Raw genomic sequence first — 26,776 nt, 5'->3', positions numbered from 1 at the left:
GAGCCGTTCGAGACTAGGACGTTGATAGGTTGGGTGTGGAAGCGCAGTGATGTGTGAAGCTAACCAATACTAATTGCTCGTGAGGCTTGACTATACAACACCTAAAACGTTGTAGAACCTTAAAACCTTATGCTTGATTCAAGGCACTAGTGACAAACATCAGACTCAGTTGATTCATGACCAAATCTTAAAGCTAGTCTTTAAGTACAGCATTGGGTACTTTGACCAAAGAGTTAAAGACCAACCAGTTGTGCTGGCGACCATAGCACGTGTGAACCACCTGATCCCTTCCCGAACTCAGAAGTGAAACCACGTTGCGCCAATGGTAGTGTGGCATTCGCCATGTGAGAGTAGGGCATCGCCAGCTCATTATTCCTAAGGGGATCAGTTCAATACTGATCCCCTTTTTTATTGGGCTGCCGAAAGAAAAATGCTTAGCATTAATAAATCTTAAGTTTACGGATAGCGATAAAAAAGCCTGCTTAATAATAGGCAGGCTTTTTAAGAAACCAGAATAGTCTAAAAACGATGCTTAAGCCTGAAATTGATTGGCATCAAAAGCATTGGCCTGAATTTGTACCAGCTTACGGTTGCCCTGTTCACCATTCATGCGCCAGTGGCCAATCTTGATATTATCCACTAAAGCAATATCGCCTTTTTGCCAGTTCATCAAATAAGCCTTGTTGAAGATGCTATCAAAAAGCTGGCGCTGTTCGGTTGTGCTCCACTCTACGCTATGGCCTTTGGCATCACATAATTCCCAGGTTAGGTTCATCCCATCAGCAGTTGAATCTTTATTGATATCTCCTCGATTTGGAAAAGCTTGAACTGCTGCTGCATGCGAAATTTCATTGGTATTTTTAGCAAAAGCCCAAGGCTGAATACAAAGCTCGCCAGTTTCAGGAACGCGGCAAACTGCTGGACAAGGCGCCAAAGCCAAGTGTGCTTTGCCATCTGGGCGAACCAGCATGGTAAATGGGCTGCGTTTCAGTAGGATTTTATCCAATAGTCCGACTTTTCGCTGTGAAATATAATAAAAACGATTCCATGCTTTATTGTATTTTTCCTGCATCTTACCGGGTAATTCCCGATAAACCTGGCCCAAATCGACCATACCAGTTTCCGCTAGATACGGCGCAGGCTCAAAACAGCAGAGTGCCAAATAGCGCGAGCGTTCAGAGCGTACCCCACCTTCCACATGAGGCCCTTGGATTGATGACTCAACCGGGCCAAGTTGTACCGTATTTTTGTCCAGATAGCGCCGATAGTCGCCAGATCCCAATAAGCCTTCACTATATTTACGCAGCCAGCTGGCAATAAAAGCAGGCATATTATTATTGTTAAATGAGTTCCATGGTTCTAAACCTAATCCCTGTGTAACTAGCTGATGAAATTCTTCAGTGCTGCATGGGGTAAACCCACGAAATAACAGCACACCACGCTGGGCGATTTTTTCAATAAAATAATGGCGGTTAGCCTGCAAGATATGAATTAGGGTGGCTGTACTACAGGATGTTTTAGGGCTAAACACTGTAATAAAATCGTGGCTGTCAGTGCTATCGAGCTGATCGAGTGTTGGATTAAAAGCAGCAGTCATGTTGATATCTCATCAAGCTTTAAAGTGGGCGTTACCTTTTCAGGCAGGGCAGTGTTCAGGTTGGCTAAGTAGCGCTGGATAAATGTTTCAATCAGGGTGGGTTGCAAGGCCGGCACATTATAGGAAAAGGTAAGTTGTACCCTTCCTGCAAATGTAGTGGTTGCCAGGCAAATCAACGGCTTATCCAGATAATTCAGGCTAGGTAGGTTGATAAAGCGCTGTAGGGTGAGTTCACCATACTGCTGTTGATAATTCACCCGTCCCATATTGGTAAAGTGAACACTATTGCGCGAATTCTTGTTAATAATCTCAAGCAATTGCTGCGGCTGTTTTTTAAGCGACATGATCAGGCGGCGAAGCCATAAGCCAAAAGCAATGTGTTCACGTGACAGCTTCTGCTTAAAGTCCTCATTGACCAGTTGGCTAATGTGCCAGATATCGGCTGCTGGCGTTACCTGAAACATTCCGTCAATGGCTGAGGCAAAATAACCTACTTCCTGATGACAGGGTTGTTTAAGCTTGGGTAAGACACTAATGGCGGTACTCAGCAGAATGGGCTTGCTGTCGGAGTCATTAATAAACTCGGCAGCCGTTAACAATAGGGCACTGCTTAGCAAGCCATGCATGCTGCTTTGTTTTGTCTTGCAGGCACTCACTAGTTTTTGGGTGAGCGCTGCGTCCAGCCAGTGTTCCTGAAAACGGGTTTGAGTTTTTTGAACTGTATTTACAGGTGGAACAGAAAATTGTGCCACAGCCTGCGGACGTAACAGTTTGCCAATGGTCTTCAGGTTATGACGAATAGAATGCCATAAACTGCCCTCTTCCAACAGCTCATCATAGGGTGGCAATGGTGCACGCGGTTGCAAATAAGTGGGAGAACCTGAATAGCAATGCAGGATTTCACTAATCATGGTGTCTACTGACAAGCCATCCATCAGGGCATGATTAAACGAAAATAGGAGCTCTGAGGTATGGTGACCATGCACCAGCACAAAATGGCATAAAGGCTTGGCAATCTGGTTAATAAACTGATTCACCCGCTGTTCTGCCACACTGTGCCAATGCTGATCTGACTCGCGCTTAATACGAATAAGAGGAATGTCCACCACTTGTGGAAAATGAAAACTGGGTGGTGACTGCTCAATAACTTGGGCGCGCAGCATGGGGAAAATATAGCTAACATGCCGAATGGCCTGTTGTAGTCTGAACGGATCGATTGATCCATCAATCTGGGCAATCACTACCCCAGTATTGGATGCAGCCTGACTCATTCGCCACCATAACAGTTCTCCTGAACCCAGTGGACGATTGGCAAATGCAGGTGCTGACGCTAAAAATGTCATGGTGAAGTCTCAATCTGTTATCTGCCATACCGGCAATTTTTGTTGTTTTTAGGTTATCATATCGCCAATATGATAACAAGATCAGACCTCGAGGCTGGTCTTTTGACAGAAAAATGATTTAAAAATTTTTAAGATTCAATCGCCTGTGAATCCATAATTCATGCTTTCCTGTTTTTACCACTGAGTGATAAATATATTGTGATTTATCAGGCAACCCATGGCATAAAAACTCATTGTTGAATCCCTTAAAGTGCGCTATATATTTTTTAACCAGTTTTAAAATAAATAAGCTGGCCAGATGAAGGTTGTTTAAGCACAAGCGTTTCACTGTAACCGCTATTAAAAGAATAATGACGATAACAACAGTGAAATACTGACAAAGAAACACGAGAGGTGGGTGATGAACTGGTATCTCAAAGTGGTTAAGGATAATTACGCCAACTTTAAGGGCAGAGCCAGACGGCATGAATACTGGATGTTTGCCTTTATTAACTTAATGATTGCAGTGCTACTGAGCATTATTGATGCAGTGGTCTTTGGCCCGGGAAATTTCATGCTAAGCAGCTTGTATATGCTGGTAGTACTCATTCCGGGTATTGCGGTAGCTGTACGGCGCCTGCATGGCACTGGTCGTAGTGGCTGGTGGATGCTGTTGGCATTGATTCCAGTGATCGGGGTGGTGGCTTTAATTGTGATGATGTGTGTAGATAGCACGCCTGCACCCAATCGCTACGGCGCAAGCCCTAAACGTGTAGGCAATCATATGCAGCCACTGCATCCTTAAAGTCTCAATAGCTGATAAATACGCTTTAAGGATAGGCTGGCAGAAAAAAATAAGGTGAAACGTCATTGTTTCACCTTAAGGATGCTGACTATTGCCGAAATGCTATCACTTAGCGTCGTGCCTGCTGATAAAGTGGCATGACTTTGGGCAACAGCGTTTGAATAGTACGAATACGGGTTTGTGAACCAGGGTGGGTACTTAAAAACTGGGGCGGCTCACCCTGACTGGCGGCTGACATTTTGTTCCACAAGGTAACTGCAGCCTGTGGGTTGTAGCCTGCCCGTGCCATCAGCTCAAGACCCAAAGAGTCGGCTTCACTTTCCTGACTACGGCTAAAAGGCAGGTCAAGACCAAGCTGGGTGGCCATACCCGCAAGCTGGGTTTGTCCCTCAGTCAGGCCGACTGCTGATGCCAGTACACTTAGGCCAAGCTGGGTGGCACTGCTACGCGAAGCACGCTCACGGCCATGTTCACGCAAGGCATGTGCCATTTCATGGCCCATGATTGCTGCAATTTCATCATCGGTTAGTTTCAGGCGGTCAATGATGCCGGTATAGAACATGACCTTACCACCGGGTGCACAATAGGCATTCAGTTCATTGCTTTTGATGGTATTAACCTGCCAGTTCCAGGTGCGTGCATCTGGCCGGTAGACATTAACTTGCGGGATTAAGCGATTGGCAATGCGCTGTACCCGCTGTAACTGGGCAGGATTAGGATTTAATACCCCTTTTTGTCGTGCTTCGGTCAGTACTTGCTGATATCCCTGTGCAGCAGTCTGGTTAATTTCATCACTTGAAACCAGTAACAGCTGGCGACGGTCAACGCCGGTGGCACTATTCATAGTGGAACTGGCACAACCAGACAGGGCAATGGCGGTCGATAAACTAACTAAGGCTAAAATACGCACGGAAGAATCCTCTACAATAGGCTATTTTTAGTGTGAGCTGGCAGGCTGCTGGTAAAACGCATGATAGTTGGATCTGTTTTTAGCCAGGATACTGACCAGATTGCTGTTTTAAATCTTGGGTTTAACATAAAACCAAATCAGTACAGGATTCCATAGGGTTTTTGTAGGTAAATCACAAATTCTTTTTAAAATAGATGAATTACTGATGATTTTGAGTATAAAAACGCCATTCGTAGTGAAAAAATCTGAAAATGCTTGACTCAGCTTTATTACAGGTTAAGATAGCGGCCTACGCGGGAATAGCTCAGTTGGTAGAGCACAACCTTGCCAAGGTTGGGGTCGCGAGTTCGAGTCTCGTTTCCCGCTCCAGATTTTATGTGGTACCAAAATTCCACAGCTAAAGGCCAGACGATGTTCTGGCCTTTTTGTATTGTTTTTTGCACTTTATGCTGATGGTTATTGTTCTAAACTCAAGTGAATTTACTGGAATTTAACTTGTGTTTAGCCCGTGGGTTTTTTACCATTTGCATGTTTGATCACTCATGTTTAATCACCCCATCCATTCACTATTTTTATCGTGTTAGTGCTTGATGGCGATACAGGATATGTAAAAAAATGACGCAACAGGCAACCTCCATTCATGGCTCAATTGTCGCATTGGTCACGCCAATGCATCACGATGGTAGCGTGGAATGGGACGCGTTGAAGAAGCTCGTCGAGTGGCACATTGAGCAGGGAACACACAGTATTGTCGCGGTCGGAACCACGGGGGAATCCGCCACGCTGGATGTTGAAGAACATGCCCAAGTGATTGAGGCTGTCATTAAGGCAGCAGCAGGCCGTATTCCAATTATTGCAGGCACTGGCGCCAATTCAACCCGTGAAGCCATTGAGCTGACTGAAACGGCCCGCAAACTGGGTGCGGATGCAGCCCTGCTGGTTACACCCTATTATAATAAACCCACGCAGGAAGGCCTGTATCAGCATTACAAGGCAATTGCAGAAGCCGTAGACCTGCCACAGATTTTATATAATGTGCCTGGCCGTACTGGCGTGGACATGCATAATGACACTGTGATTCGTCTTGCCGATGTCGACCACATTGTTGGCATTAAGGATGCCACTGGTGACCTGAATCGTGGCCATGATTTGATTAATCGCCTGAACCAGAAAATTGCTGTGTATTCCGGTGATGATGCTACAGCCTATCGCCTGATATTGCTGGGTGCACAGGGCAATATTTCGGTAACTGCCAATGTGGCGCCAGATGTAATGAGCCAGGTTTGCGAAGCTGCAAAAGCAGGAAATCGTGAAGAAGCTGAACAACTTAATAACAGCATTGCCGTGTTGCATCAGATATTATTCTGTGAATCGAATCCAATTCCGGTAAAATGGGCATTAAGTGATATGGGCCTGATTGGCACCGGAATTCGTCTGCCACTCACTGTTCTGGCAGAGTCTTATCAGCCACAGGTTCATCAGGCATTGCTGGACAGTGGTGTTATTGTGCGCTAACACGCCCTTATTTGAGGATTAACCATGCTGTATCGCGTTGGGCTTGTACTGGGTTTATCACTGCTAACCCTGGCTGTTACTCCGGGCTGTAGCCGCTTTAGCATTGACAATCATTCGCTGGCCTATAAAGAGGCAACTGTATTGCCGCCCTTGCACTTGCCTGCCGGTGAAACCCGTCCAATGACTGCTATTTATCCGGCCCCTGCCATTAGTCCTGCTGCCATGCAATCTGCACCAGACTTTGCCAACAAGAAAGGCAACCGGTTTGAAATGCCTCGTCCGCAAAACAGTGGATTAATCAATTCAGCAAATGCCAATGTGGGTATTGGTGCGCCATCACGTCCTGCATTGGTGACTGATGGCAATGGTTATCCGCTATTAAGGATTGAAGGCGATGCCAACCGGATCTGGGATCTGCTGGCCGCAACCTTAAGCGTGGCCAATATCACGGTGGTTGACCGTAACCAGAGTGCAGGCTGGGTTTCCATTAAGGCCAATAACCAAACTGTTTATTTACGTCTGAACCGTGCCGGTACAATCACCACGATTACCGTGCAGGATGAAAAAAATGCGCTGATTGACAAAAATCTGGCGTCTGATGTGCTTGTTCAACTTAACCAAAATTGGCCGGCCTAACGCGGTAATCTCTTTTAAAAAGGTCCTGTAATGGAAAAGCAATCCTTACTTTATACGGGTAAAGCAAAATCAGTTTATGAAACCGAAGATGCTGATCATTTAATTCTGGTGTTTCGTGACGATACCTCTGCCTTTGACGGTAAAAAAGTGGAGCAACTGGCGCGTAAGGGCAAGGTCAACAACCGCTTCAATGCATTTATCATGCAAAAGTTGCAGGAAGCAGGAATTGAAACCCATTTTGAGAAACTGTTATCCAGCAATGAAGTGCTGGTCAAGCGCTTAAAAATGATTCCGGTTGAATGTGTTATCCGTAATTATGCAGCAGGCAGCCTGTGCCGCCGTTTGGGTATTGAAGAAGGGACAGCACTGACCCCGCCTACCTTTGAGCTGTTCTACAAGGATGATGCGCTGGGTGATCCGATGGTGAATGAGTCACTGTCAGTGACCATGGGCTGGGCCACGGAAGACCAGTTAAAGCAGATGAAGGCACTCACCTATCAGGTAAATGAAGTGCTAAGCAAGCTGTTTGATGCTGGTAACATGCTGCTGGTGGACTTCAAGCTGGAATTTGGTGTGTTCCATGACCGCGTGATTCTGGGTGATGAATTTTCACCGGATGGTTGCCGGCTGTGGGACAAGGACACCAAGAAAAAGCTGGATAAAGACCGTTTCCGTCAGGGTCTTGGCGGTGTGGTTGAAGCGTATGAAGAAGTGTCCCTGCGTCTGGGTGTGGATTTAAGCGATATTGACTAAGTGTGTTTTGCTCAGCATTGTGTCTTGGCAATGAAAATGTCCTGAGTTGTTTAAGTGCTAAAAACCGTAGTTCTCACTGGAACTGCGGTTTTTTTATAAGAAAAACTGACAATATTTATTGTCTAAATCTTGTCAAACTAAACTCGGCAGTTCAATATAACGGCAGTTGACGTTTCAGGAAACAATGATGTCTATCGTAAAAACAATTCGTCGCCAAGTTTCCAAGCAGGTTTCTAATGCAGGTGGCAAGGCCCGTGGCGATGCAGCACGCTTATTGGCGCATCTGCCAGCGCCTATGCAGTTGCGTCTGGCCCGCTTGATGGGTTATCAGTATGAGTATGCGGGTCTTGATCCGCACATTCGCCTGTTGCTGGCATTCCGTCAGCTGGAAGGTGGTGGCAGTCTGGTGACACGCGATGCAGTAAAGAGCCGTCGCCATTTTCGCCGTGAAATGCTATCGATTGCCGGAAAGCCCACAGACGTGGCTCAGGTTAAGAATTTCCAGATTGACGGGCCTGCTAGCAAGTTAAATGTACGCCATTATCTGCCTGAACAGCATCAGGGCGCACCATTGCTGGTGTTTTATCATGGTGGTGGTTTTGTGGTGGGTGATCTGGATACCCATGACGAAGCCTGCCGCTTGCTGTGCCACCATGGCCGCATGCAGGTGCTGAGCATTGATTACCGTCTGGCTCCGGAATATCCGGCACCAGCAGCTTTGGATGATTGCATTGCAGCATTAAAATGGGCCAAAGCCCATGCGGCTGAGCTAGGCGCTGATCCGGCTCGTATTTGTGTGGGCGGTGATAGTGCTGGCGGTAACCTGTCTGCAGTGGTGAGCCAGCAAACCAAAGGAACATCTGATGCACCTGCCGCCCAGCTATTGTTTTATCCGGTGGTTGATCTGGTGAATGAATATCAGTCCCGCAAAACCTTTACCCAAGGCTTGTTCTTAAGTGATCTGGATATTGAAGAAGCCAACTACGCCTATGTGGGACTAAGTGACTTGACGCTACAGGACCCACTGGTGACGCCAATGCTGGGAGAAATGACCAATCTGCCGCCAGCACTAGTGGTGAGTGCTGCCTATGATGTGCTATGTGATGAAGGCGAAGCCTATGCACATCGCATGCGTGAACTGGGCAACCGGGTAATTCTGGATCAGGTAGAAAGTCATGGCCATGGCTTTATTAACCTGACCTATTTGAATCCTTCGGCCAAGCAAACCACTATTCGAATTGCACAGGATTTCCGCGTATTCCTGGACAGTTTGCCTGCCTGATTCTCAAGTTAAAATGACTGACAGGTCAGGGTTGGTTAGACTAAAGTCTAAGCTATTCAACTAGGTTACCTGCTGTACTTTGCGTATCATTGCGCGCTTTAAAATCAGGCTTGGAACAAAATTCTAAGCCTTTTTTATTGCCAATTCTGATGCCGTACAAGAGTCATGATCTGACCTGTTGCGGCCATTAACGCGATAGGTGTGTGGTGAAGCAAAAGCAAAGTGTAACTTCGCTGTTGGCCTGTTTACCGCTGTGGCTGGTCAGTCAGGCTGGGCATGCAGTTGAGGTGCCAATCGATGGGCCGGGCAAGCTGGAGATTGGTGGGGCAATTCGTACCAAATACCAGTATCAGGATTTTGCCCAGACGGACAAAAGCAAGCTGGAGTTTGCCGATAGCAAGCTGGTGATTAATTACCGCTCGCCTACCTGGCTGGCCTATGCGGATTATCGCTGCTACCGCACAGAAGAACTGTGTGACCTGAGCATGCTGGTGGATGCATGGGTGGGCTATCAGCTTGATCCGCAGCAGCAATTAAGCATTGGCATGATGCCAGTTCCTTTTGGCCCGGGTCAGTATTGGGGCAGTACCTATTACGAAGGTACGGCTTATAATCTGGGGCTGGAAGACACGCATAATCCGGGCATCAAATACCAGTACAAGACTCCTAATAACGAGTTATCATTGGGTTTTTACCCGCAGGACGGCGGTAATTATATTGGCCAAAGCAATGATGCCAGCCGTTTTAGCGCCAATCTGGCCCAGGCTAATGACCTTGCCAACGGCACCAATATTGAAGAAAAAAACATGCTGATTGGACGGGTAAGCCATCAGTTTAAGCAAAATGCGCAGCTTAATTATACCGTAGGCGCATCGTACTGGCATTCAACCTTGGAAAACCAGCAAAATGGCCAGTCGGGTGATCGTAATGCCTGGAATGTGTTTAGCAGTAGCAACTGGAAACAGTGGAATACCACACTGGTGGCCGGGCAGCATCGTCTGGACAATCAGGATATGAAACTGCCGAACATCAGCACATTTGGTGCTTTTGACTATAGCTACAATCTGGCCAATGACTATGATTTTTATAGTGCCGAGCTGTCCTATAGTTTTGCCAAGCCGTATGGCAAATTCAGTAATATCAAGCCCTATTTAAACTATAGCGTGATGGACAAGCAGGCAAAAGGTTTTGCCACGTCACAGCGGCTGATTTCCGGTATAGGCTTTAATTATGGGCCAATGGGAATTTTTGCTGAATACATGATTGGCAAAAATGACGCCATGGTGGGTGGCAATGCCAACAGCTATGCGCAGGGCAGCGCCGATGCCGACTGGAAAAAGCTGCTATATATTTCGATTGGTTATTATTTTTAAAGTAAATAAACCAGTAATAAAAAAACACCCCGCTATGATTGCCGGGGTGTTTGTTTATCAGGGCAAAAAATGCGTTTTTGCCCTAGATGGCCTGCACGGCTTAGGAAGGTTTGCTGGCATTGCTGGACAAAATGGATAAGCCGGATTGACCTGCTGGCGTGACCCGAATGATTTCCACTTCAAATACTACATTGCGACCCGCGAGTGGATGGTTAAAGTCAATTTCAGTGATGTCATCATTGACTGATTTCACCACGCCGGGCAGGGTAGACTTGCTTTTGTCCTCAAATTCAATCATTTGATCCACTTGCGGACGCTCGACAAACTTAACGGTATCAAAGGTCTGCACATTGTCCGGGTTCCACGGCCCAAAGGCATCTTCCGGCGGCAGGTGCACCGTACGGCGGTCGCCTGCACGCAGGCCCAGTAGCGCATTTTCAAAACCGGGCAGCAAATTGCCATCGCCAATGGTCAGGCTCACGGGTTCGGTTCGAATCCGGGTATTGTCCAGCTCAATGCCATTTTCCAGCGCCACTGAAAAATGTAATTCAACCTTGCTGCCTTCACCAATCCGGGTATCTTCATTGGGATTAACAAACTGCGAGGTGCCAGCAGGATTATGTGAATCAGTCATGCGTTACTCCTGAACCTTAGGCGTTTCAGCGTTATGGGATGCAGCTTGTGCTGTTGCCTGTTGAATCCGGTACTTTTCCAGAAAAAACGTATCGATAATCAGCAGGATGGTGCCCAGTGTGATGGAACTGTCGGCAATATTAAACGCCGGGAAATGATGGTTCTGGTAATACACATGGATAAAATCCACCACGTAGCCCAAGGTAACCCGGTCAATCAGGTTGCCCAGTGCGCCGCCCAGAATCAGGGCAATTGCCAGTGGCAGCACTTTTAGCCGGGTGGGCATGCGCATGAGCCAGATGGTAAATGCAATGGATACCAGTGCGGCCAGCCCAGTGAAGAAATAACGCTGCCAGCCCCCGGCATCTGACAGGAAACTAAATGCGGCGCCATAGTTATGCAGCAATGTCCAGTTTAAAAAAGGCAATACCGGCACCGGTTCGGCAAACGTGAGCTGGGTACTGGCCAGATGCTTGGTGTACTGGTCCAGCACAATGGACACCACTGCCAGCAATAGCCACCACAGGTTGTGCAAGCGGAATGGATGAGCAGTAGACTGGTGATTAGGCATATTGGCGCTCCTCACCCTGACCGGCCACATTGATAATGCAGCGTCCGCAAATGGTAGAATGCTCGGCGTGACTGCCGACATCCGGTAGCACATGCCAGCAGCGCGCGCACTTGGTGCCTGCTGCTGGAGAAATTTTAACGTGTAAGCCTTCGACCTCGGTGGCCTCGCCCTGATTTTTATCAAATGAATGTAGGTTCACCTGACTGGTAATTAATACAAAGCGCAGCTCATTGCCCAGCTGGTTAAGGATGGGGTATAGCGTGTCATCCGCCCATAGGTCTACCTGAGCCGATAAATTACTGCCTACCAGCTTGGCGTTGCGTGCTGCTTCAATTTGCTTGTTGACCGCTGATTTCACACTCAGCAGTGCCTGCCAGTTCTCGGAACTAATCAAATTGGCCCCGGTGGCTTGTGGCAAGTCATACCATTCGGCAGTAAACACATATTTTTCCGATTGTTCTGGAATCAGTGGCCAGGCTTCCTGTGCAGTAAAGCTCAGGATTGGACTCATCCAGCGCACAAAAGCCTGCACCAGATGATACAGCGCAGTTTGTGCCGAGCGACGTGCATGGGAGTCGGTTTTGGTGGTGTACTGGCGATCTTTGATGATATCCAGATAAAAACCGCCCAGATCATTAATACAGAATCCAGTCAGCTGGCTGCACACCACATGGAAGTTCATGTCGTTATAGGCGGCAATAATGCTGTTTTGCACCTCACTGGCGCGCTGGATAATATATTGATCCAGTGCAATTAATTGATCCATAGGCACCAGATCAGTGCTCGGTTTAAAGCCGTTCAGGTTGGCCAGCAAAAAGCGCAAGGTATTACGAATGCGGCGATAGCTGTCGCTGACCCGGTTAAAGATTTCCTTGCTGGCGGCAATTTCATAGCGGTAATCACTAGATGCCACGTACAGGCGCAGACCATCGGCGCCCAGTTGCTTGATGATGTCTTCCAGCGGAATGTAGTTACCCAGCGATTTGGACAGCTTGCGGCCGTTTTCATCGACAGTAAAGCCATGCGTCAGCACATTTTTAAACGGCGCACGCTGGTTAATGGCAATAGAAGTGAGCAGGGACGACTGAAACCAGCCACGATGCTGGTCAGAACCTTCCAGATACAGGTCGGCGGGTGCCTGTAAATCAGCACGCTGCTCCAGCACGGCATAATGCGTGGTGCCAGAATCAAACCAGACATCCAGCGTGTCCTTAATGGCATTATATTGATCGCTGTCACTACCCAGCAGTGTGGTTTTGTCCAGTTCAAACCAAGCGTCAATGCCGTCTTTTTCAATCAACTGGGCAACCTGTTCAATCAGTTCAATGGTGCGCGGATGCAGTTCATTGGTGTCTTTATGCACAAAAAATGGAATGGGTACGCCCCAGGTACGCTGGCGTGAAATACACCAGTCCGGGCGGCCATCCACCATGGCTTCAATGCGGTTCTTGCCCCAGTCGGGAATCCATTGCACATCCTGAATGGCTGCCATGGCTTGCTCACGCAGACCGCGCTGCTCCATGCTAATAAACCATTGCGGTGTGGCGCGGAAAATAATTGGTGTTTTGTGGCGCCAGCAATGCGGATAGCTGTGCTGGATGGGCTGGTGTGCCATCAGCTTGCCCATGGTTTTCAGGTTATCAATGATTTGCGGATTGGCTTTATAAATATGCTGTCCGGCAAAAATCGGTGCAGTGGGTAAATACACCCCGTTACTGCCAACCGGATTATCCACTGCCAGATTGTATTGCAGGCCCACCTTGTAGTCGTCTACACCATGACCGGGTGCAGTATGCACGGCACCCGTACCACTGGCAGCAGTGACATGCTCACCCAGAATGACCGGCACCTGACGCTCGGCAATTAATGGATGCTGTAGCAGCAGTTTTTCCAGTACAGCGCCTTTAAATTCAGCCAGTACTTGCGGCTGATTTGATGAAAAGCCCAGTTTGTAGCGTTCACAAGCTGAGGCCACCAGTTCGCTAGCCAGAATGAGGGCTTGTTCACCAGTGTCATGGGTGACTTTAACCAGTTGATAGTCAATATCTGGATGCAGCGCGACGGCCTGATTGGCAGGCAGTGTCCACGGTGTTGTCGTCCAGATGACGATATCTGTCGGTACATCAACCGTAACCCCGACGCGCTGGCTTAAATCGGCCAGATCCACCACGCCAAAGCCGACATCAATGGCATCGGATTTTTTATTTTCATATTCGACTTCGGCTTCAGCCAGTGCAGAACCACAGTCCAGACACCAGTTCACCGGCTTTAAACCAGCCTGAACATGCCCTGCTGCAACAATCTTGCCCAGGGCACGGACAATGTCGGCTTCCTGTTTAAAATTCATGGTCAGGTACGGATTATCCCAGTCACCCAGCACACCCAGACGTTCAAAGTCCTTGCGCTGGATCGCCACCTGACTGGCAGCATAGTCGCGGCAGAGCTTGCGAAAGGTTCTGGCATCTACTTTGTCGCCAACCTTGCCTACTTTTTCTTCAACTTTAAGTTCAATGGGCAAACCATGACAATCCCAGCCGGGGACATACGGCGCATCAAAACCGGACAAGATGCGACTTTTGACAATAATGTCTTTGAGTACCTTATTTACGGCATGACCCAAATGAATAGAACCATTGGCATACGGCGGGCCATCATGCAGGATATATTTGGTTTGACCAGCACGTGCTGCACGAATGTGCTGGTACAGGCCATCAGCCTGCCATTCACCCAGCCACTGGGCTTCACGGGTAGCCAGATTGGCCTTCATGGCAAAGGCAGTGTCTGGCAGATTCAGGGTGCTTTTATAATCGACCCCTTCAGTCGTCTGGCTGCTGTCTTTAGTCGGGTTGGTCATCAGTCACATCATCCTTTAGGCCAGCAGGACGACCCACTGGCAATGAAAACAGGTTAAATTATCAGAAAATTCAAAGCGTCAGAAAACTTAAAGCGTCACTGTCAGAATAGTGCTGGCGAAAGGCACGCACGTCATTGACGTCCTGCAAAATGCCAGCCTTGAGCGCTTCCAGTGAGGAATAATTTTTTTCACCATGCAAATAATGCAAAAACGTCACCCGCACCAGCAGGCCATACAGGTTGGCGCTTAAATCCGGGAAATGTACTTCCAGCCGCCATTCCGGTTTTTCCTGTGCAATGGCAGGCCGCGTACCCACATGCGCCGCACCCAGAATACTGTTGGGCTGGTAGCCGGCAATGCCATTTAAACCTGATGGCTGGCCATGGTTTTGCTGTGCCACCCGTTCTGGTAACGACGGCTCATAGATGGTTTGCACATCAGCCACATAAATGCCATGCAGGCAAGGGGTCAGGCGTTTAAGCGCCACATTAATCGTGGGAAAATCAATGGTACGGCCAATCTGGTCGCCATATTGAATTCGCCCGGTAATGCTATACGGCCGACCCAGCAGTTGTGCTGCGGCCTTGAAATCACCCTGTAACAGGCAGTTGCGGATGCGGGTAGAACTGACCCGTTCGCCATGCACCAGTACAGTTTCCAGATTATCAATGGGAAAACCATAAGCACGCAAAAAGTCACTGTCACCAGCACGGTCACAACCAAAGCGGAAATCATCACCCAAGACCAGTGCCTTGCCATTCAGCTGGAATTTCAGCAGGTCGGCAAACTGGCGCGCAGTGAGCGAGCGAAAGGCCTGATCAAAGCGGGCAATCAGCACATAGTCAATGCCCTGAGCACGCAGCAGTTCAATTTTTTCACGCGAGGAGGTAATGCGGGGCGGGGCATCGCTGCCCTTGAAAAATTCCAGCGGCTGCGGTTCAAATAGCATCACCAGTGTTTTGAGACCATCCGCCTGCGCGCGCTGTTTTAGCGTGTGCAGCATTGCCTGATGTCCCAGATGGACACCATCAAAGTTGCCAATGGTAATTGCCGTGGGCGGCAACTGCATATCGGCAGGCAGGGCATGCAAATGAAGCAACTTCATATCACAAATAGGCGGTCGCAATAAAGTCGCCTAGTTTGCCAGAAAATGCGCACTTCGTCCTGCTTTGTTGAAATTTTCAGCATGACAAGGCGCAAAAAACTCGGCTCCAGCGTCTGGATTCTAATTTAAATGGGGAAGTCCGGCAGTCAAATCAAGCGCTGCACGGTTTTTTTCTTCCAGACAAACTGATAAAAACCGGTCTGAATCACACACATCATGGTAAAGGCCAGCGCATAGGCAAACCAGATGCCCTGCAAGCCGTACCAGTGGCTAAACAGCACTGCGCAGGGCAGTTCAACCAGCACAATACAGCCCACGCTAATCAGCATGGGCAGCAGTACTGTTCCACTGGCCCGCATGATGCCGGCAAAAATCGAGCCTGCACCAAACAGTAAAATGCTCCAGAGCACAATGTGTAGCAGTTGCTGACCCAGTTCAATTACGCTAGGATCGGTAATAAACAAGGCCATCAGATGCCGTGAAAACACATAAGCCAGCATGATCAGTACGCCAGTAAAGGCCAGATTCATGATCAGTGCAGTGCGGGTCACACAATTTAGCGCCTCATCCTTGCCGGCACCAATGGCTTGCGCCGCAAAAATCGATCCGGCAATCGCAATGGACATGGCCGGAAACTGCACATAACTCAACACCTGATTGATGGCCCCATAGGCTGCAGTGGCCTGTGCGCCGTAATGATTCACCAGCCCAATGATTACAATGCCAGAAATAGAACTGGTGACCATTTGCAGGGCCGTGGGCAGGCCAAGGCGTAAAATCAGCTTGGTGATGGGCCAGTCAAAGCGGATATGTGCAATCAACTGCGCATCGGGTGCCAGCGGATGCTGCTTATGGCGCATATAAAAAAACAGATACGTTAGCACCACCAAAAAGCCCACAATGGTGGCAATGGCAGGGGCCTGAATACCCATTTGCGGCAGGCCCAGCCAGCCCTTGATTAATGCCGGGGTAGTAATCAGACCGACAATAATGGACAGCACCATGGTAATCATCGGTGTGATGGAATCACCCACGCCACGCATCAGTGAGGTATAGACAATAAAAACAAACAGCAGTGGGCTACCCAGCAGCATCAGGCGTGAATAGTCAGCCGCCAAAGGCATGATTTCCGCGGGCACGCCCAGCAGGTTGAGCGCTGGAATAGTAAAACTGGCCCCAATAATGGCAATTACAATGCCCAGAGTCATCACCAGTGCCAGTGTATTGCCGGTAATTTGCTTGACTTTCTCGACGTCATGCGCGCCCCATGCCTGACCAATCAGCACACTGGCCCCTGCTGCCAAACCAATCACAAAAGACAGCAGGAAAAACAGGATGGGAAAAAACACCGCTACCGCAGCCACCGCATTAACGCCCAGCAACTGACCCACAAAAATCGTGTTAATGGTGCCGGACAGCGATTGCAGGATGTTGGTAATCAGCAGCGGCACCAGAAATAGTAAAAACGGCTTCCAGAGCGTGGACACCGAGGATAAGTGCTGGATGGATAAGGGACGGCTGGGCACGGAATAATTACGCCTAAGATCAGTTTAAAGAGTCACAAAAACTGTTATAACAGGCTGACCCAACCCAAGTCATTACTAAGTCACTATTTTATAAACAACTCGCAGGCTGGCTTAACACAGCACTACAAAACCAAAAAGCTTTGATCAATTTTGCCACAGCATTTTTGATTCAGTATTACAGCATCAAGTGAATCTGCATTTCACCGACCAAAAAGCCCAGCACAGCACCCACAATAATCAGTGACCATTCATCTTCCTTAAAGGCCGGGCGCAACATGCCTTCAAATTCTTCCGGCGTCAGTTGCTGCATACGGGTCACCAGCGTGTTGCGCACATCCATCGCATCTTCGGCATAGGATTCCACATGCTTCATGGTTTCTGGTAATTGCGCCATAATGCGGGTGGCCACCTGTTCCTTGAGGCGCTGGTATTTTTCACCACCCATGGCATACACCACCAGCGGACGCACGATCCCGGCCTGCAAGTCAATTTCCTGTTTCACATGGCGGCTCACCAGTTCAATCACCCGTGCCGAATGGGTGCCGGAAAACAGCTCTTCCATCATGTTGCGCGAGGTCAGCAGTTGCTTGGAAATCAGCGCAGCATAATCAGCAGCCACTTCATTTTGCCGCTTGATAAACAGGCCCTGAATGGTAACGCCCAGAATTTTTTTCGGACGCAGTGGCCGAAACATCATTTGTAGCGCAATCCAGTCACTAAAGAAGCCCACAAAGCCCCCAAAGGCTGGCAGCATCCACGGTTGCTTGAACAGCACCCAGCACACCATCTGGATCACACCAATACCAAAACCAAAGAAAAACCCGGCATTACTAAAAAACTTGAATTCCTGCTTGCCCACTTTTTTAAAGATTTCATTAAGCAGGCGTTTGTCTTTGAGCAGGTTGCTGATGACCATGTGCTTGATGTCAAAATAGTGCGCCACATCTTTTTGCACTTCGGTCATGATGTGTTCCACAATTTCCGGTGCCTTGGCTTGTATCCGCCGAATCAGCCGCTTACGGGCAAATTCCGGCATGCCTTCCCATAAGCCCGGCTGATATTCCTGCGCCACTTCACGGGTAATTTCTGCTGCCGCCGCCATCATCGGCAGTTCAATTTCCTTGGCAATGCGCTTGGGGTCCAGCCGTGCAAAAATTTCCTCAGGGCGGATCAGCTTGCTGGTCATTAGCTCCACGGCTACAGTGGCCATTTTTTCAGCCTTGCGCGGCACAATGCCCTGCCAGCCAATGGGCAGGCCAAACAGCCGGATTCCCTTGAATTCCAGTGGTGCAAACATCATTTGAATGGCAATAACCTTGGTCACATAACCAATAAAGCCACTGATAAAGGGAATGGACAGGTAAAGCCACAAATGCTGGTGAAAGTCAGCAATAATTGACTGGAACATGCAGGTGAATCCTGATTATTGTGCCGTGAAGATGCGCGGATTTTTATTAAAAACAAGCTAAATAGAGCAGGACGACTGACTTGAACATGAATCGCTCATGATTCAGGCGGCATTATCATCGCTTAGGCGCCATTATCATCATTTTAATGAACGCTGTCACACCTTTCTGGTAAAAATGGCGGCGCTACATTGGAATATTTTCAACCAGCGCCCGGATAATTCCCAGAATCAGGCCAATAAATGCACCCACCACCACGCCATTCACGCGAATCATGTGCAAATCACCACCCACTTCGCTTTCAATCTTGGCAATCATCTCGCGTGAATCCCATTCATGAATGCGCTGGCTGATATAGCGAATTACCTTGTCGGCATAATCGGTACTAAAGGTCACCGCCAGTTTTTCGATTTCGCGGTTGAGCACCCGACGCACGTCCTGACTGGTTGTAATGTTTTTGCCCAGCCGGATAATGGCAGTTTTCAGGTTGTGGGCAATGGCGGACTGCTCACTTTGCAGGTCGCCCTTAATGGCATCGCGCAAGATGACAATGGCCCCGGTTAAAAAGTTCACCACCGCCGGGCTGTCCAGCAGGGCATTTTTGGTACTGTTGAGCTGTTGCGCAGCGGCGGATTCCGGGTCACGCAAGGCCAGCATCAGCTGTTGTGATTGCTGTTCCAGCCCAACGCGCAGCGGATGTTCCGGGTTTTCCAGAATTTGCTCTACCTTTTGCATAAAGGCATTAATGATGCGGCGCTGCACATCAATGCCTATCAGACCAGCACCCCATGCCAGTGTGCCTACACCCAATTCATTAAACATACGGCTGGCCAGTGCCCGGGCTTTTTCCGGATTGTTTTTTACCCACACATGCGCCGTATCCAGCCCGCGTTGCAGCACATCCTCATGGAAGTCATTTTCCAGTACCGCGCGGATCAGCTCGCTACTGAGTTGATGCATATCGGTATTTTTAGCCCATTGCACAATATTTTTTTGCATGAACTCGCTAATGGTGTCCTGCCCGAAAAAATCCAGAATGCGCGGGGCAGTTTGCTGGAACAAATCGGTAATTTGCTGGGCATTGGCTGGCTGCGCCAGCCAATTACCTGCCATTAAAGTGACATCGGTACGTTGTAACGACTGGCGCACAATGTCCGGCGACAAAAAGTTTTCCTGCACAAAACGGCCCATGGATTCAGCAATGCGGGCCTTGTTGCGCGGAATGATTTCGGTATGTTCACGCAGCAGGCGCGGCAGGGGCATCTTGCCAAACGGATTGCGGAACAGCACGGTAATGGCATACCAGTCGGCAAGCCCGCCCACCACACCGGCTTCGGCAGCCAGCATGAGAATATGCAGCAGCCAGGCATAATCCGGTAAAAACTTCACCAGAATCAGCAAAATAATCCAGCAGCTTGCAGCAATGATCAGAGCCATCTGGGCCAGTGCACGGCTGCGGGCAAGCTGGGGAACGGCATGGCTGGTTTCGGACATGACAGGGCTTCACCACACAAATTCTGGAGGGTTGATTTTAGTTATAGAGGAACAGCGTTTCCTTGGCAACATGCAAATTCTTTTTAGAATAATTGGTCAGATAATAACGCTAATAGGCAGGCTCAAGCAGTCATTATTAAAGAAGCCGCACGCCATTGGCCGTTTTCAAACAGCCATTTTTCTTCAATACTGATTTGAATGGACGTTGAATAAACTATTCCTGTCACACGGTATTCTGTAGCACTGAGCTGATGAAATTGCAGGTCTTTTTCCAGTAAGCGTTCCGGTTGCCATTTGCCTCGCTTGACTAAATTTTTAATCTGCTGGTAGCGCAAATCATTGTTAGCCATACGATTGTTTTCCTGAACAAAAAACTCATCAGTTTCCAGCATCTCAAGCAATGCATGGTTGCCTGAATAATAAGCTTCAATCCATTGATTTCGGGTATTTTTAAGTGCTTGCATATTGTGCTCTTTTTTTAATGATAAAAAATTATAAGCTGTTTTAAATCAACTGCATCTACCGATGCAAGCCCTAGGTTACAAGAACAAAATTACAGGCGCCAAATTACAAAACCCAAATTACAAAACCTAAGTTACTGAACCTGGATGAATTAAATGATCAGTTTTATTCCACCAGCCGCGACTGGGCAAAGACAGCTTTAAAGGTGGTGCCTTGCCCGATTTTAGACTGGATGTCCAGATAGCCTTCATGCTGCGCCAGCACGTGCTTGACAATCGCCAGCCCCAGTCCTGTGCCACCAGAATCACGGCTGCGCGCGCTATCCACCCGGTAAAAGCGTTCGGTGAGGCGCGGAATATGATAGGCCTCAATACCAATGCCGTTGTCTTCCACATAAAAATAGCCATGCTCCTGATCTGACGACCAGCCAATATGAATGACGCCGCCCTTGGGGGTATATTTAATGGCATTGGTAATCAGGTTGCTAAAGGCACTGGCAATTTCCAGCTTTGATCCCAGCAGGTTGCAATGGCTTTCGATATGCAGGTTCAGGGTATGGCCATAATCGCTATTATAGGCTTGCGCATCATCAAACAATTCATTCAGCAGGGACGCCATATGAATGACCTGATCCTTGTTGGTCAGTTCCTCATTTTCCAGCCGCGACAACAGCAATAAGTCATTAACCAGTGCATTCATGCGCCGGGTTTGCTGCTGCATTTGCTTGAAGGCACGTTGCCAGCGCGCACTGACATCCTGCTGCTCGCCCAGCATTTCCAGATAGCCGCTAATCACCGTTAATGGGGTGCGCAGCTCATGCGACACATTGGCCACAAAGTCCTTGCGCATTTGTTCCAGCCGGTGCAAATGAGTAATATCATAGGCCAGCAGCAAGAATTCATGGTCGCCAAATGGGGTGACTTCACACTGGATAAAATGCTGCGGTTTCACCCAGGAATCCAGCTTGATGCCATTCGGATAGTCATGCAGGTTTTCGAAATAATGGGCAAATTCCGGGTCCCGGATAATATTGAGGACCGGACGCTGCACATCCACGGCTTTTAAGCCCAATACCTGTTCGGCAGCCGGATTCCACCATTCCAGATGCTGCTTGCTGTCAATGAGTACCACGGCATCCTGTAATGCAGAAATTGAGGTTTGTGCGCGGGCAATGGTATTGATCAGTTCGGTTTTGGCCTGTTTTTCCTGACGCTGGTAGCGATACAGCAAATACAGGATTTCACCCAGCACACCAGACAGCTCGGGCGGGTTCTGCTCGGGCTGAAAACGGATCCAGTAATAAATCTGGTAAAACGCACGAAACTGCAAGCCAATAAACAGCACCAGTGCAATCACCAGACAGGGCCACAGCGCATGGCTCAACAAGCCAATCACGGCAGCAATAATCAGCAGAACCAGACACAGCCGCAGGTCTTTCACCAGATCACGCCAGATGGGCAAGGTGTTAGGGGGAAGACGTTGCGGTTGCAGGTTTTTCAGGTTAAAACGCTTGAAATTAAGGCTTTTAAGATTCATGCAGGATGTGTTCTGGCCCTAGGGTATTCGCTTGCTTGTGCAAGGTATTATAAAGATGCATAGCCTATCAGGTGTATTGATCGGTACGGGTAGAAAAACGGTAACCGGTGCCGCGCACGGTTTGAACAAAACGCTCTACGCCATATGGTTCCAGAATCTTGCGCAGGCGGCGGATATGTACGTCAATGGTACGGTCTTCAATATAGACATTGCCGCCCCACACCTGATCCAGCAATTGCGCGCGGGTATAGGCACGCTCAGGATGGGTCATAAAAAATGCCAGCAAACGGTATTCGGTCGGGCCAATATCAATGATTTTTTCCTGATAGCTTACCCGCTGGCTGACCGGGTCCAGCAGCAAATCTTCGGCTTCAATCAGTTTTTCATTGTTCAGTGCATTGCTGCGGCGCAGTACAGCCTTGATGCGTGATACCAGCTCGCGGGTAGAAAAAGGCTTGGTCATGTAGTCATCGGCACCGGCATCCAGACCCTGCACCTTATGGTCTTCCTCGCCACGGGCAGTCAGCATAATCACTGGAATTTCGGCCAGTGTTTCATCACGCTTGAGGCGGCGGCACAAATCCACACCACTGGTGCCGCCGGGCAGCATCCAGTCCAGCAGGATAATGCAGGGACGCTGGTCTACAATCATCTGGTGTGCCTGTTTGGCATCACCGGCCTGCTGACAGCTAAAGTCAGACATTTCCAGTGCGGTGTGAATCATCTCGCGAATTGGTGATTCATCATCCACGATTAAAATATAATCATCTTTCATTGTTATGCCCTTATTGGAATCACCTGTGTTTGATTCCGCTATTGCTAATTTTGCTATGGATCATGCAGCGATTAATAAAGCCTCCTGATGGGTTCAGGGTTTAGGCTTGTGATATGACAGTCCTATTACAAAGGCAAAAGATGACAGTTTTATTGCAAAAGTCGCAATTTGCCTGAAATAAGCCATGTTTTAGCAAAATAAAGCACAGGTATACGTCAATTCCGCAGGGCACAAAGTGGCTGTGGCTTGAATTACTCCTGCGGTTCTTTTTCCATCCACTGCAATATCGATAAATAGGCCACCTGACAGGCTGCCAGTACCTGCGGCAGTGGCTCACGAAAGCCGCCAATCACCCAGCGCATGGCAATGTGAGTGACAAACCCATTTAACCCAGTAGACAATAGCGACAGGTCAGCCTTGGGCACTGGTTTCTTGGGAAACATCAGCATCATAAAGGCCTGAATCATGCGATCAAAACGCGACACGGCTTCATTAATGGTGTTGCCATGCATTTCATGCACTAAAATTGCATCAATAAACAGGATACGGGCCATGCGCGGGTCATCCTGTAGCGATTTGAACAGGGCGGTTAAACCGGCTTCGATCATCAGGCGGGCTTCAGCCCTGCTTTGCATGACAGCCGCCAGAATATTTTGCTGAAGCTGTTCAATCAGGCGCAAATAAATGGTCTTAAATAACTCTTCACTACGCTTGAATGACTCATAAAAATAGCGTTCAGTAAGCTTGGCCTCATTGCACACATCACGCACAGTGACCGAAAAAAAACCTTGTGTACCATACACCTGCAAGCCTGCTTCAATCAGCTTTTCACGCCGCTCATTCTGGCGCTCCTCCAGACTTAAGCCCTTAAAACTGCGGCGCTTGCTGGCACTGCGGCTGCCGGGTTTCTTGCTGGCCGATTTTGCTGGCGTGCCTTTATCTTGATCATCGGGCACAGTGTCTGGCTGGTCCGGTGCATTGGATTGCGCTGTTGGCATGGGAGTCAGGGTATTTTCCGCAACAGGCACAACAGGTGAAGTGCCTTGCGGTTTGGATTGATCATTAGTCATTGTCTTGGTGCTGGTCTCTGGCAACACGAGGTTGAATAGGCAATTCAGCATGCCATATTCTGCCCGCACTGTCATCTTTCTGCCTAAATGCCAGATTCTCTGCGAAAGCATGCTCTTTAAAAAAGCACATTGGCTAAACAGCATTAGAAAAAATACATTCACAGAAAATGTGAGCCAGCCTTTTAGTTAGAGTACAACTCATCCATGACACAAAGTGAAATGAACTTAGCCAGGCATCCATATGTAAAAGCCGCAATTCCCTTGAAATATCCGAAAATCAGATGGGAATTGCGACCAAGTGCTTGATCCGGTCAGGCTTAAACTTTTAGGCTAAAACCAGTCAGGATTGTACCGGCAAATTGGCTTCCTGATTGAGCAGGCTAACAAATTGCCGGGTTGCCCATAAGCCCACCACACTGGTGTGTAATGACGGCGCAAGATAGGGAATGAGCAGGTAAAACGCCTGTTCAGAGTTATCGCGCTCTACCAGTTTTTGCGCCAGATCAGCCAGATCGGCATTTTTACTGTTGAGCGCCTGCTGGATAGTCAGTGTCTGCGATGGGGCAATCTCAACGTGGCGATGCACGGCCCGATAGCGGCGAATGCGTGGCGCCTCAGGGCTGTTGAGCCAGTCACCTGCAATCCAGTCGTAGATAATTTGCTGTTCGGCATTGCTAAATACCCCAAACATGACTGCTTTTTCACCATGAATCAGGTGCCAAAAGCGGCTGTTTTCCGGATTTTCATGGCGCTTGATCCAGCCGGTTTCTTCCAGCACGTCAACAAAGCTGCCAATCTGATCACTATCAGCCAGCCATTCATTAATTGAGCGACCAGCCAGACGGCAATAATTTCCATGGGCAAACTGGCCAACCACTGCCTTATGGCGGAACACATCGGTAATGGCTTCTTTTAAGTCAATTCTTTCAATAATCTGCTCGGTGCTCATGCCCAGATTATTCAGCATATAGCCGCGTCGGATGCGCTGATAAAACTCATCACGCTCCTTAAACAGTGGCAGCATGGCATACACGGCTTCAACTGCCTGCTGGGCATGGCCATTGTGCGCATTATCTACAGTCACATGCAGGCTGAAATAATATGGGTCAATGCCCAGTTCATCCAGCTCATAAGTGGTAATCAGCAAATGCAGCGGCATTTGTTCATAACCCAGATTAAAGCCAATCACTTCCGGCATAAAATCCTGACCCAGCAAGCCCAGCGCCAGCTGAATGCAGCCCTGATGATAATATTCATCCGGCAGGTTGGTAGCCAGTGGAATGCCTTCTTTTGACATCAGTTGCTGATAGAGCAGCACATGGTTTTGCGCGGACAGGCCATTGCCCAGCTCATCCAGATAGGTACGGATCAACTGGTGACAATTGATGTCATGCCATGATTGCAAGGTGCCATACAGCCATGAACCATCCACGCGTTTAGTGGGTTCAACATGCTGTAAAAACAGTAAGGCTTCGCTCTTGTTGGCAAAATAGCGACGTGGCGCGCCCTGCTTGCGCGATTTTAAATATTGCTGGTAGGCATAGCCGGTGCGCTCGGTATGCTGCTGCATCCATTGCGGTAAATCTTCCGGATTTTCCGGCAGGTCGCAATGCTGTTTAGCCACCCAGCCCAGTTGCTGCTGCAAAAAGGCCTTGGCCTGACGGATGGTTGACGCCCCGGGATAAGCCTGTAAAAAATTCTGGTAAAACTGACGATAGGTTTGAGGTTGTGCTGCATCTGCCTGTGGCACGTTGCCGGGCAACTTCCCCAAAAAGAAATGATTCAAAATATTCTTTTGCAAAGCTAGCATCTTGTTGTTCCTACTACAATTCCTGAACATGATTACAGCTTTATTTTTAAAGATAGGGTGTAAAGTTTTGTGGTACAGACTCAGCAATATCAGTGTTGCTGTTACGTTTAATACTCGGCAGCTTGATGGTGCTTAACGGTTTCCCTTTTAAAAATCATGCCTTAACAGGAAAAAAGCAAATGAACCAGATGCAGGCATTACAACATAGTGTCACGGGACTACAACAGGATGTAAGGCAATTTTTACACTGGCTACAAAGCCAGTCTTATGCGTTTACTACCATTAGTCCCACCAGTCATACTGCCTATCTTAAACGCAGTGGCAAAACCCAAGCAGCCAACTTAACCGATGTTTTTGGCTGGTCACTGCCATTTAGATCCAGCCTGCTGCCGGATTTTATTTTTAAATTATTGCTCAACAACCAACTGCTGACCCAAAAGCAAAATTTATGGTGCAGCCAGATTCGGGTATCCAGCCTGAATGGTCATTTGCTGGTACATTCCGCCTATCCCACAGCTGAGGAAAATGCGGTGTTTTTTGGGCCAGACACCTATCGTTTTATTTATGCCCTGCAACATCACCTTAACCAGCATCGGCCTGCCATTACACGAGCCATTGAGCTGTGTAGCGGGGCAGCACCTGCCACCATCAGCTTAGCCCATTATGCTCCTAAAGCCGAGATTTTTGCAGCCGATATTAACCCGCTAGCCCTCACCTATGGTGCCATTAACAGCAGTTTGAATGGCGCTGAACAGGTACAGGCTATACATAGTAATTTGTTACAACAGGTAGAGGGACAGTTTGACCTGATTACCGCCAATCCGCCTTATCTGGTAGACCGGCACCAGCGCTTGTACCGGCATGGCGGTGAGTTGCTGGGTGCTGAACTGGCGCTTAATATTGTGAAGCAATCGTTGCCGCGGCTTAGCCTGCATGGCACATTATTACTCTATACCGGTGTGGTTATTGCGCATGGCAAGGATTTGTTACAACAGGCTGTGCAGCAGCATCTGGCAGAGTTTGGTGTACAGTTTTCCTTTAATTATCAGCTCATTGACCCCGATATTTTTGCTGACGAACTCAATGAACAGGATTATCCGGGTGCGGAACGAATTGCAGCCGTGGTCCTAACTATTAGTCGCAATACTTGAGCAGAATGGATGCGCTAAAAAGCAGCTTGCGCTTGAGCAATTCTTGTCCATAACGGGATGACTGCTAAAACTGATGCCGACATTACAGGTTTTGAAAATTTCTGCCATCGACAGCCCGCAGCAATCCATTACCCTTGCAGGTTATTAGCGCATAATATTTATTGACAATAGATATTGTCAAAATTATAGT

The 26,776-nt window shown here is 48.4% G+C and carries 22 protein-coding genes, 1 tRNA gene and 2 rRNA genes; 10 read left to right on the top strand and 15 right to left on the bottom strand.

All coding sequences use genetic code 11. The features are described from left to right. Both E2B99_RS08020 and rrf read left to right on the top strand, forming a co-directional pair. Nucleotides 1-94 (top strand): 23S ribosomal RNA (locus E2B99_RS08020); the annotation flags it as partial. Nucleotides 95-252: 158 nt separating this feature from the next. Next, nucleotides 253-367, top strand: a 5S ribosomal RNA gene (gene rrf, locus E2B99_RS08015). A gap of 165 nt (nucleotides 368-532) precedes the next feature. Here rrf and E2B99_RS08010 read toward each other — a convergent pair. Further along, nucleotides 533-1,597 carry a TauD/TfdA family dioxygenase gene (locus tag E2B99_RS08010; RefSeq protein WP_134244400.1) on the bottom strand — a complete coding sequence of 355 codons (1,065 nt, stop codon included), beginning with the start codon at nucleotides 1,595-1,597 and terminating at the stop codon, nucleotides 533-535. Next, the gene (locus tag E2B99_RS08005; protein WP_134244398.1) at nucleotides 1,594-2,940 is read right to left on the bottom strand and encodes a phthiocerol/phthiodiolone dimycocerosyl transferase family protein; all 1,347 of its coding nucleotides are present in this window, start codon (nucleotides 2,938-2,940) and stop codon (nucleotides 1,594-1,596) included. The genes E2B99_RS08010 and E2B99_RS08005 overlap by 4 nt, the downstream gene beginning before the upstream one ends. A 400-nt stretch (nucleotides 2,941-3,340) precedes the next feature. Here E2B99_RS08005 and E2B99_RS08000 point away from each other — a divergent pair, with 400 nt between their 5' ends. Then, nucleotides 3,341-3,724, top strand: a complete 384-nt coding sequence (locus tag E2B99_RS08000; RefSeq protein WP_134244396.1) for a DUF805 domain-containing protein — start codon at nucleotides 3,341-3,343, stop codon at nucleotides 3,722-3,724. Between the two features lie 109 nt (nucleotides 3,725-3,833). On the opposite strand, the gene E2B99_RS07995 is transcribed toward E2B99_RS08000, so the two are convergent. After that, nucleotides 3,834-4,634, bottom strand: a complete 801-nt coding sequence (locus tag E2B99_RS07995; RefSeq protein WP_240687772.1) for a M48 family metallopeptidase — start codon at nucleotides 4,632-4,634, stop codon at nucleotides 3,834-3,836. A gap of 293 nt (nucleotides 4,635-4,927) precedes the next feature. On the opposite strand from E2B99_RS07995, the gene E2B99_RS07990 reads away from it, so the two are divergent. From E2B99_RS07990 to E2B99_RS07965, 6 genes are all read left to right on the top strand, one after another. Then, nucleotides 4,928-5,003, top strand: a tRNA-Gly gene (locus E2B99_RS07990). A 246-nt stretch (nucleotides 5,004-5,249) separates the two neighbouring features. Then, nucleotides 5,250-6,149 carry a 4-hydroxy-tetrahydrodipicolinate synthase gene (dapA, locus tag E2B99_RS07985; protein ID WP_134244394.1) on the top strand — a complete coding sequence of 300 codons (900 nt, stop codon included), beginning with the start codon at nucleotides 5,250-5,252 and terminating at the stop codon, nucleotides 6,147-6,149. Between the two features lie 24 nt (nucleotides 6,150-6,173). After that, nucleotides 6,174-6,785: an outer membrane protein assembly factor BamC gene (locus tag E2B99_RS07980; RefSeq protein ID WP_134244392.1), complete on the top strand. Its 612-nt coding sequence runs from the start codon at nucleotides 6,174-6,176 to the stop codon at nucleotides 6,783-6,785. Between the two features lie 30 nt (nucleotides 6,786-6,815). Further along, nucleotides 6,816-7,538 (top strand): phosphoribosylaminoimidazolesuccinocarboxamide synthase, encoded by a 723-nt coding sequence (purC, locus tag E2B99_RS07975; RefSeq protein WP_134244390.1) that lies wholly within the window; start codon nucleotides 6,816-6,818, stop codon nucleotides 7,536-7,538. Nucleotides 7,539-7,722: 184 nt separating this feature from the next. Further along, nucleotides 7,723-8,820: an alpha/beta hydrolase gene (locus tag E2B99_RS07970; protein ID WP_134244388.1), complete on the top strand. Its 1,098-nt coding sequence runs from the start codon at nucleotides 7,723-7,725 to the stop codon at nucleotides 8,818-8,820. 206 nt (nucleotides 8,821-9,026) lie between these two features. Then, a complete protein-coding gene (locus E2B99_RS07965; RefSeq protein ID WP_134244386.1) occupies nucleotides 9,027-10,193 on the top strand; it encodes a hypothetical protein in 1,167 nt (388 codons plus the stop codon). Nucleotides 10,194-10,293: 100 nt separating this feature from the next. Here the strand turns inward: E2B99_RS07965 and E2B99_RS07960 are convergent, their stop codons facing one another. The 12 genes from E2B99_RS07960 to E2B99_RS07905 form a co-directional block, all read right to left on the bottom strand. Continuing rightward, on the bottom strand, nucleotides 10,294-10,827 hold the full coding sequence (locus E2B99_RS07960; protein WP_134244384.1) for an FKBP-type peptidyl-prolyl cis-trans isomerase: 534 nt from the start codon (nucleotides 10,825-10,827) through the stop codon (nucleotides 10,294-10,296). A 3-nt stretch (nucleotides 10,828-10,830) separates the two neighbouring features. Continuing rightward, entirely contained in the window at nucleotides 10,831-11,397 is a 567-nt protein-coding gene (gene lspA, locus E2B99_RS07955; protein ID WP_134244382.1) for a signal peptidase II, read from the bottom strand. Beyond that, nucleotides 11,390-14,251: an isoleucine--tRNA ligase gene (gene ileS, locus E2B99_RS07950; protein ID WP_134244380.1), complete on the bottom strand. Its 2,862-nt coding sequence runs from the start codon at nucleotides 14,249-14,251 to the stop codon at nucleotides 11,390-11,392. The genes lspA and ileS overlap by 8 nt, the downstream gene beginning before the upstream one ends. 70 nt (nucleotides 14,252-14,321) lie before the next feature. After that, nucleotides 14,322-15,356 (bottom strand): riboflavin biosynthesis protein RibF, encoded by a 1,035-nt coding sequence (gene ribF / locus E2B99_RS07945; RefSeq protein WP_134244378.1) that lies wholly within the window; start codon nucleotides 15,354-15,356, stop codon nucleotides 14,322-14,324. A gap of 146 nt (nucleotides 15,357-15,502) precedes the next feature. After that, nucleotides 15,503-16,882, bottom strand: a complete 1,380-nt coding sequence (locus E2B99_RS07940) for an MATE family efflux transporter (RefSeq protein WP_240687771.1) — start codon at nucleotides 16,880-16,882, stop codon at nucleotides 15,503-15,505. Nucleotides 16,883-17,057: 175 nt separating this feature from the next. Continuing rightward, nucleotides 17,058-18,278 carry a DUF445 domain-containing protein gene (locus E2B99_RS07935; RefSeq protein WP_205669653.1) on the bottom strand — a complete coding sequence of 407 codons (1,221 nt, stop codon included), beginning with the start codon at nucleotides 18,276-18,278 and terminating at the stop codon, nucleotides 17,058-17,060. A 196-nt stretch (nucleotides 18,279-18,474) separates the two neighbouring features. Next, nucleotides 18,475-19,782, bottom strand: a complete 1,308-nt coding sequence (locus E2B99_RS07930; RefSeq protein ID WP_134244374.1) for a DUF445 domain-containing protein — start codon at nucleotides 19,780-19,782, stop codon at nucleotides 18,475-18,477. 122 nt (nucleotides 19,783-19,904) lie between these two features. After that, a complete protein-coding gene (locus E2B99_RS07925; protein WP_134244372.1) occupies nucleotides 19,905-20,246 on the bottom strand; it encodes a hypothetical protein in 342 nt (113 codons plus the stop codon). Between the two features lie 163 nt (nucleotides 20,247-20,409). Further along, nucleotides 20,410-21,780: a phosphate regulon sensor histidine kinase PhoR gene (gene phoR, locus E2B99_RS07920; RefSeq protein ID WP_134244370.1), complete on the bottom strand. Its 1,371-nt coding sequence runs from the start codon at nucleotides 21,778-21,780 to the stop codon at nucleotides 20,410-20,412. 67 nt (nucleotides 21,781-21,847) lie between these two features. Next, nucleotides 21,848-22,555, bottom strand: a complete 708-nt coding sequence (gene phoB / locus E2B99_RS07915) for a phosphate regulon transcriptional regulator PhoB (RefSeq protein ID WP_134244368.1) — start codon at nucleotides 22,553-22,555, stop codon at nucleotides 21,848-21,850. A gap of 251 nt (nucleotides 22,556-22,806) precedes the next feature. Continuing rightward, nucleotides 22,807-23,625 carry a TetR/AcrR family transcriptional regulator gene (locus tag E2B99_RS07910; RefSeq protein ID WP_240687770.1) on the bottom strand — a complete coding sequence of 273 codons (819 nt, stop codon included), beginning with the start codon at nucleotides 23,623-23,625 and terminating at the stop codon, nucleotides 22,807-22,809. A gap of 340 nt (nucleotides 23,626-23,965) precedes the next feature. Next, nucleotides 23,966-25,435, bottom strand: coding sequence for an iron-containing redox enzyme family protein (locus E2B99_RS07905; protein ID WP_134244366.1), 1,470 nt, complete (start codon nucleotides 25,433-25,435; stop codon nucleotides 23,966-23,968). Between the two features lie 179 nt (nucleotides 25,436-25,614). Here E2B99_RS07905 and E2B99_RS07900 point away from each other — a divergent pair, with 179 nt between their 5' ends. Then, complete coding sequence (locus tag E2B99_RS07900) at nucleotides 25,615-26,586, top strand: N5-glutamine methyltransferase family protein (protein WP_166739007.1); 972 nt, start codon at nucleotides 25,615-25,617, stop codon at nucleotides 26,584-26,586. The last annotated feature ends 190 nt before the right edge of the window (nucleotides 26,587-26,776 follow it).

The sequence above is a fragment of the Alkanindiges illinoisensis genome (assembly GCF_004377485.1).
GTDB classification, from domain to species: Bacteria; Pseudomonadota; Gammaproteobacteria; order Pseudomonadales; family Moraxellaceae; genus Alkanindiges; species Alkanindiges illinoisensis_A.
The sequence above is the reverse complement of the archived record's forward strand: the minus strand, read 5'-3'. Positions and strand labels throughout refer to the sequence as shown.

What these genes read in the sequence shown, in the direction of transcription:
- E2B99_RS07900 (WP_166739007.1), top strand. Translation starts at nt 25,615, where the DNA reads ATGAACCAGATGCAGGCATTACAACATAGTGTCACGGGACTACAACAG.
- ileS (WP_134244380.1), bottom strand. Translation starts at nt 14,251, where the DNA reads ATGACCAACCCGACTAAAGACAGCAGCCAGACGACTGAAGGGGTCGAT.
- E2B99_RS07910 (WP_240687770.1), bottom strand. Translation starts at nt 23,625, where the DNA reads ATGACTAATGATCAATCCAAACCGCAAGGCACTTCACCTGTTGTGCCT.
- E2B99_RS07970 (WP_134244388.1), top strand. Translation starts at nt 7,723, where the DNA reads ATGATGTCTATCGTAAAAACAATTCGTCGCCAAGTTTCCAAGCAGGTT.
- E2B99_RS08010 (WP_134244400.1), bottom strand. Translation starts at nt 1,597, where the DNA reads ATGACTGCTGCTTTTAATCCAACACTCGATCAGCTCGATAGCACTGAC.
- E2B99_RS08005 (WP_134244398.1), bottom strand. Translation starts at nt 2,940, where the DNA reads ATGACATTTTTAGCGTCAGCACCTGCATTTGCCAATCGTCCACTGGGT.
- E2B99_RS07925 (WP_134244372.1), bottom strand. Translation starts at nt 20,246, where the DNA reads ATGCAAGCACTTAAAAATACCCGAAATCAATGGATTGAAGCTTATTAT.
- E2B99_RS07905 (WP_134244366.1), bottom strand. Translation starts at nt 25,435, where the DNA reads ATGCTAGCTTTGCAAAAGAATATTTTGAATCATTTCTTTTTGGGGAAG.
- phoR (WP_134244370.1), bottom strand. Translation starts at nt 21,780, where the DNA reads ATGAATCTTAAAAGCCTTAATTTCAAGCGTTTTAACCTGAAAAACCTG.
- ribF (WP_134244378.1), bottom strand. Translation starts at nt 15,356, where the DNA reads ATGAAGTTGCTTCATTTGCATGCCCTGCCTGCCGATATGCAGTTGCCG.
- dapA (WP_134244394.1), top strand. Translation starts at nt 5,250, where the DNA reads ATGACGCAACAGGCAACCTCCATTCATGGCTCAATTGTCGCATTGGTC.
- E2B99_RS07980 (WP_134244392.1), top strand. Translation starts at nt 6,174, where the DNA reads ATGCTGTATCGCGTTGGGCTTGTACTGGGTTTATCACTGCTAACCCTG.
- E2B99_RS07930 (WP_134244374.1), bottom strand. Translation starts at nt 19,782, where the DNA reads ATGTCCGAAACCAGCCATGCCGTTCCCCAGCTTGCCCGCAGCCGTGCA.
- lspA (WP_134244382.1), bottom strand. Translation starts at nt 11,397, where the DNA reads ATGCCTAATCACCAGTCTACTGCTCATCCATTCCGCTTGCACAACCTG.
- E2B99_RS08000 (WP_134244396.1), top strand. Translation starts at nt 3,341, where the DNA reads ATGAACTGGTATCTCAAAGTGGTTAAGGATAATTACGCCAACTTTAAG.
- E2B99_RS07960 (WP_134244384.1), bottom strand. Translation starts at nt 10,827, where the DNA reads ATGACTGATTCACATAATCCTGCTGGCACCTCGCAGTTTGTTAATCCC.
- phoB (WP_134244368.1), bottom strand. Translation starts at nt 22,555, where the DNA reads ATGAAAGATGATTATATTTTAATCGTGGATGATGAATCACCAATTCGC.
- purC (WP_134244390.1), top strand. Translation starts at nt 6,816, where the DNA reads ATGGAAAAGCAATCCTTACTTTATACGGGTAAAGCAAAATCAGTTTAT.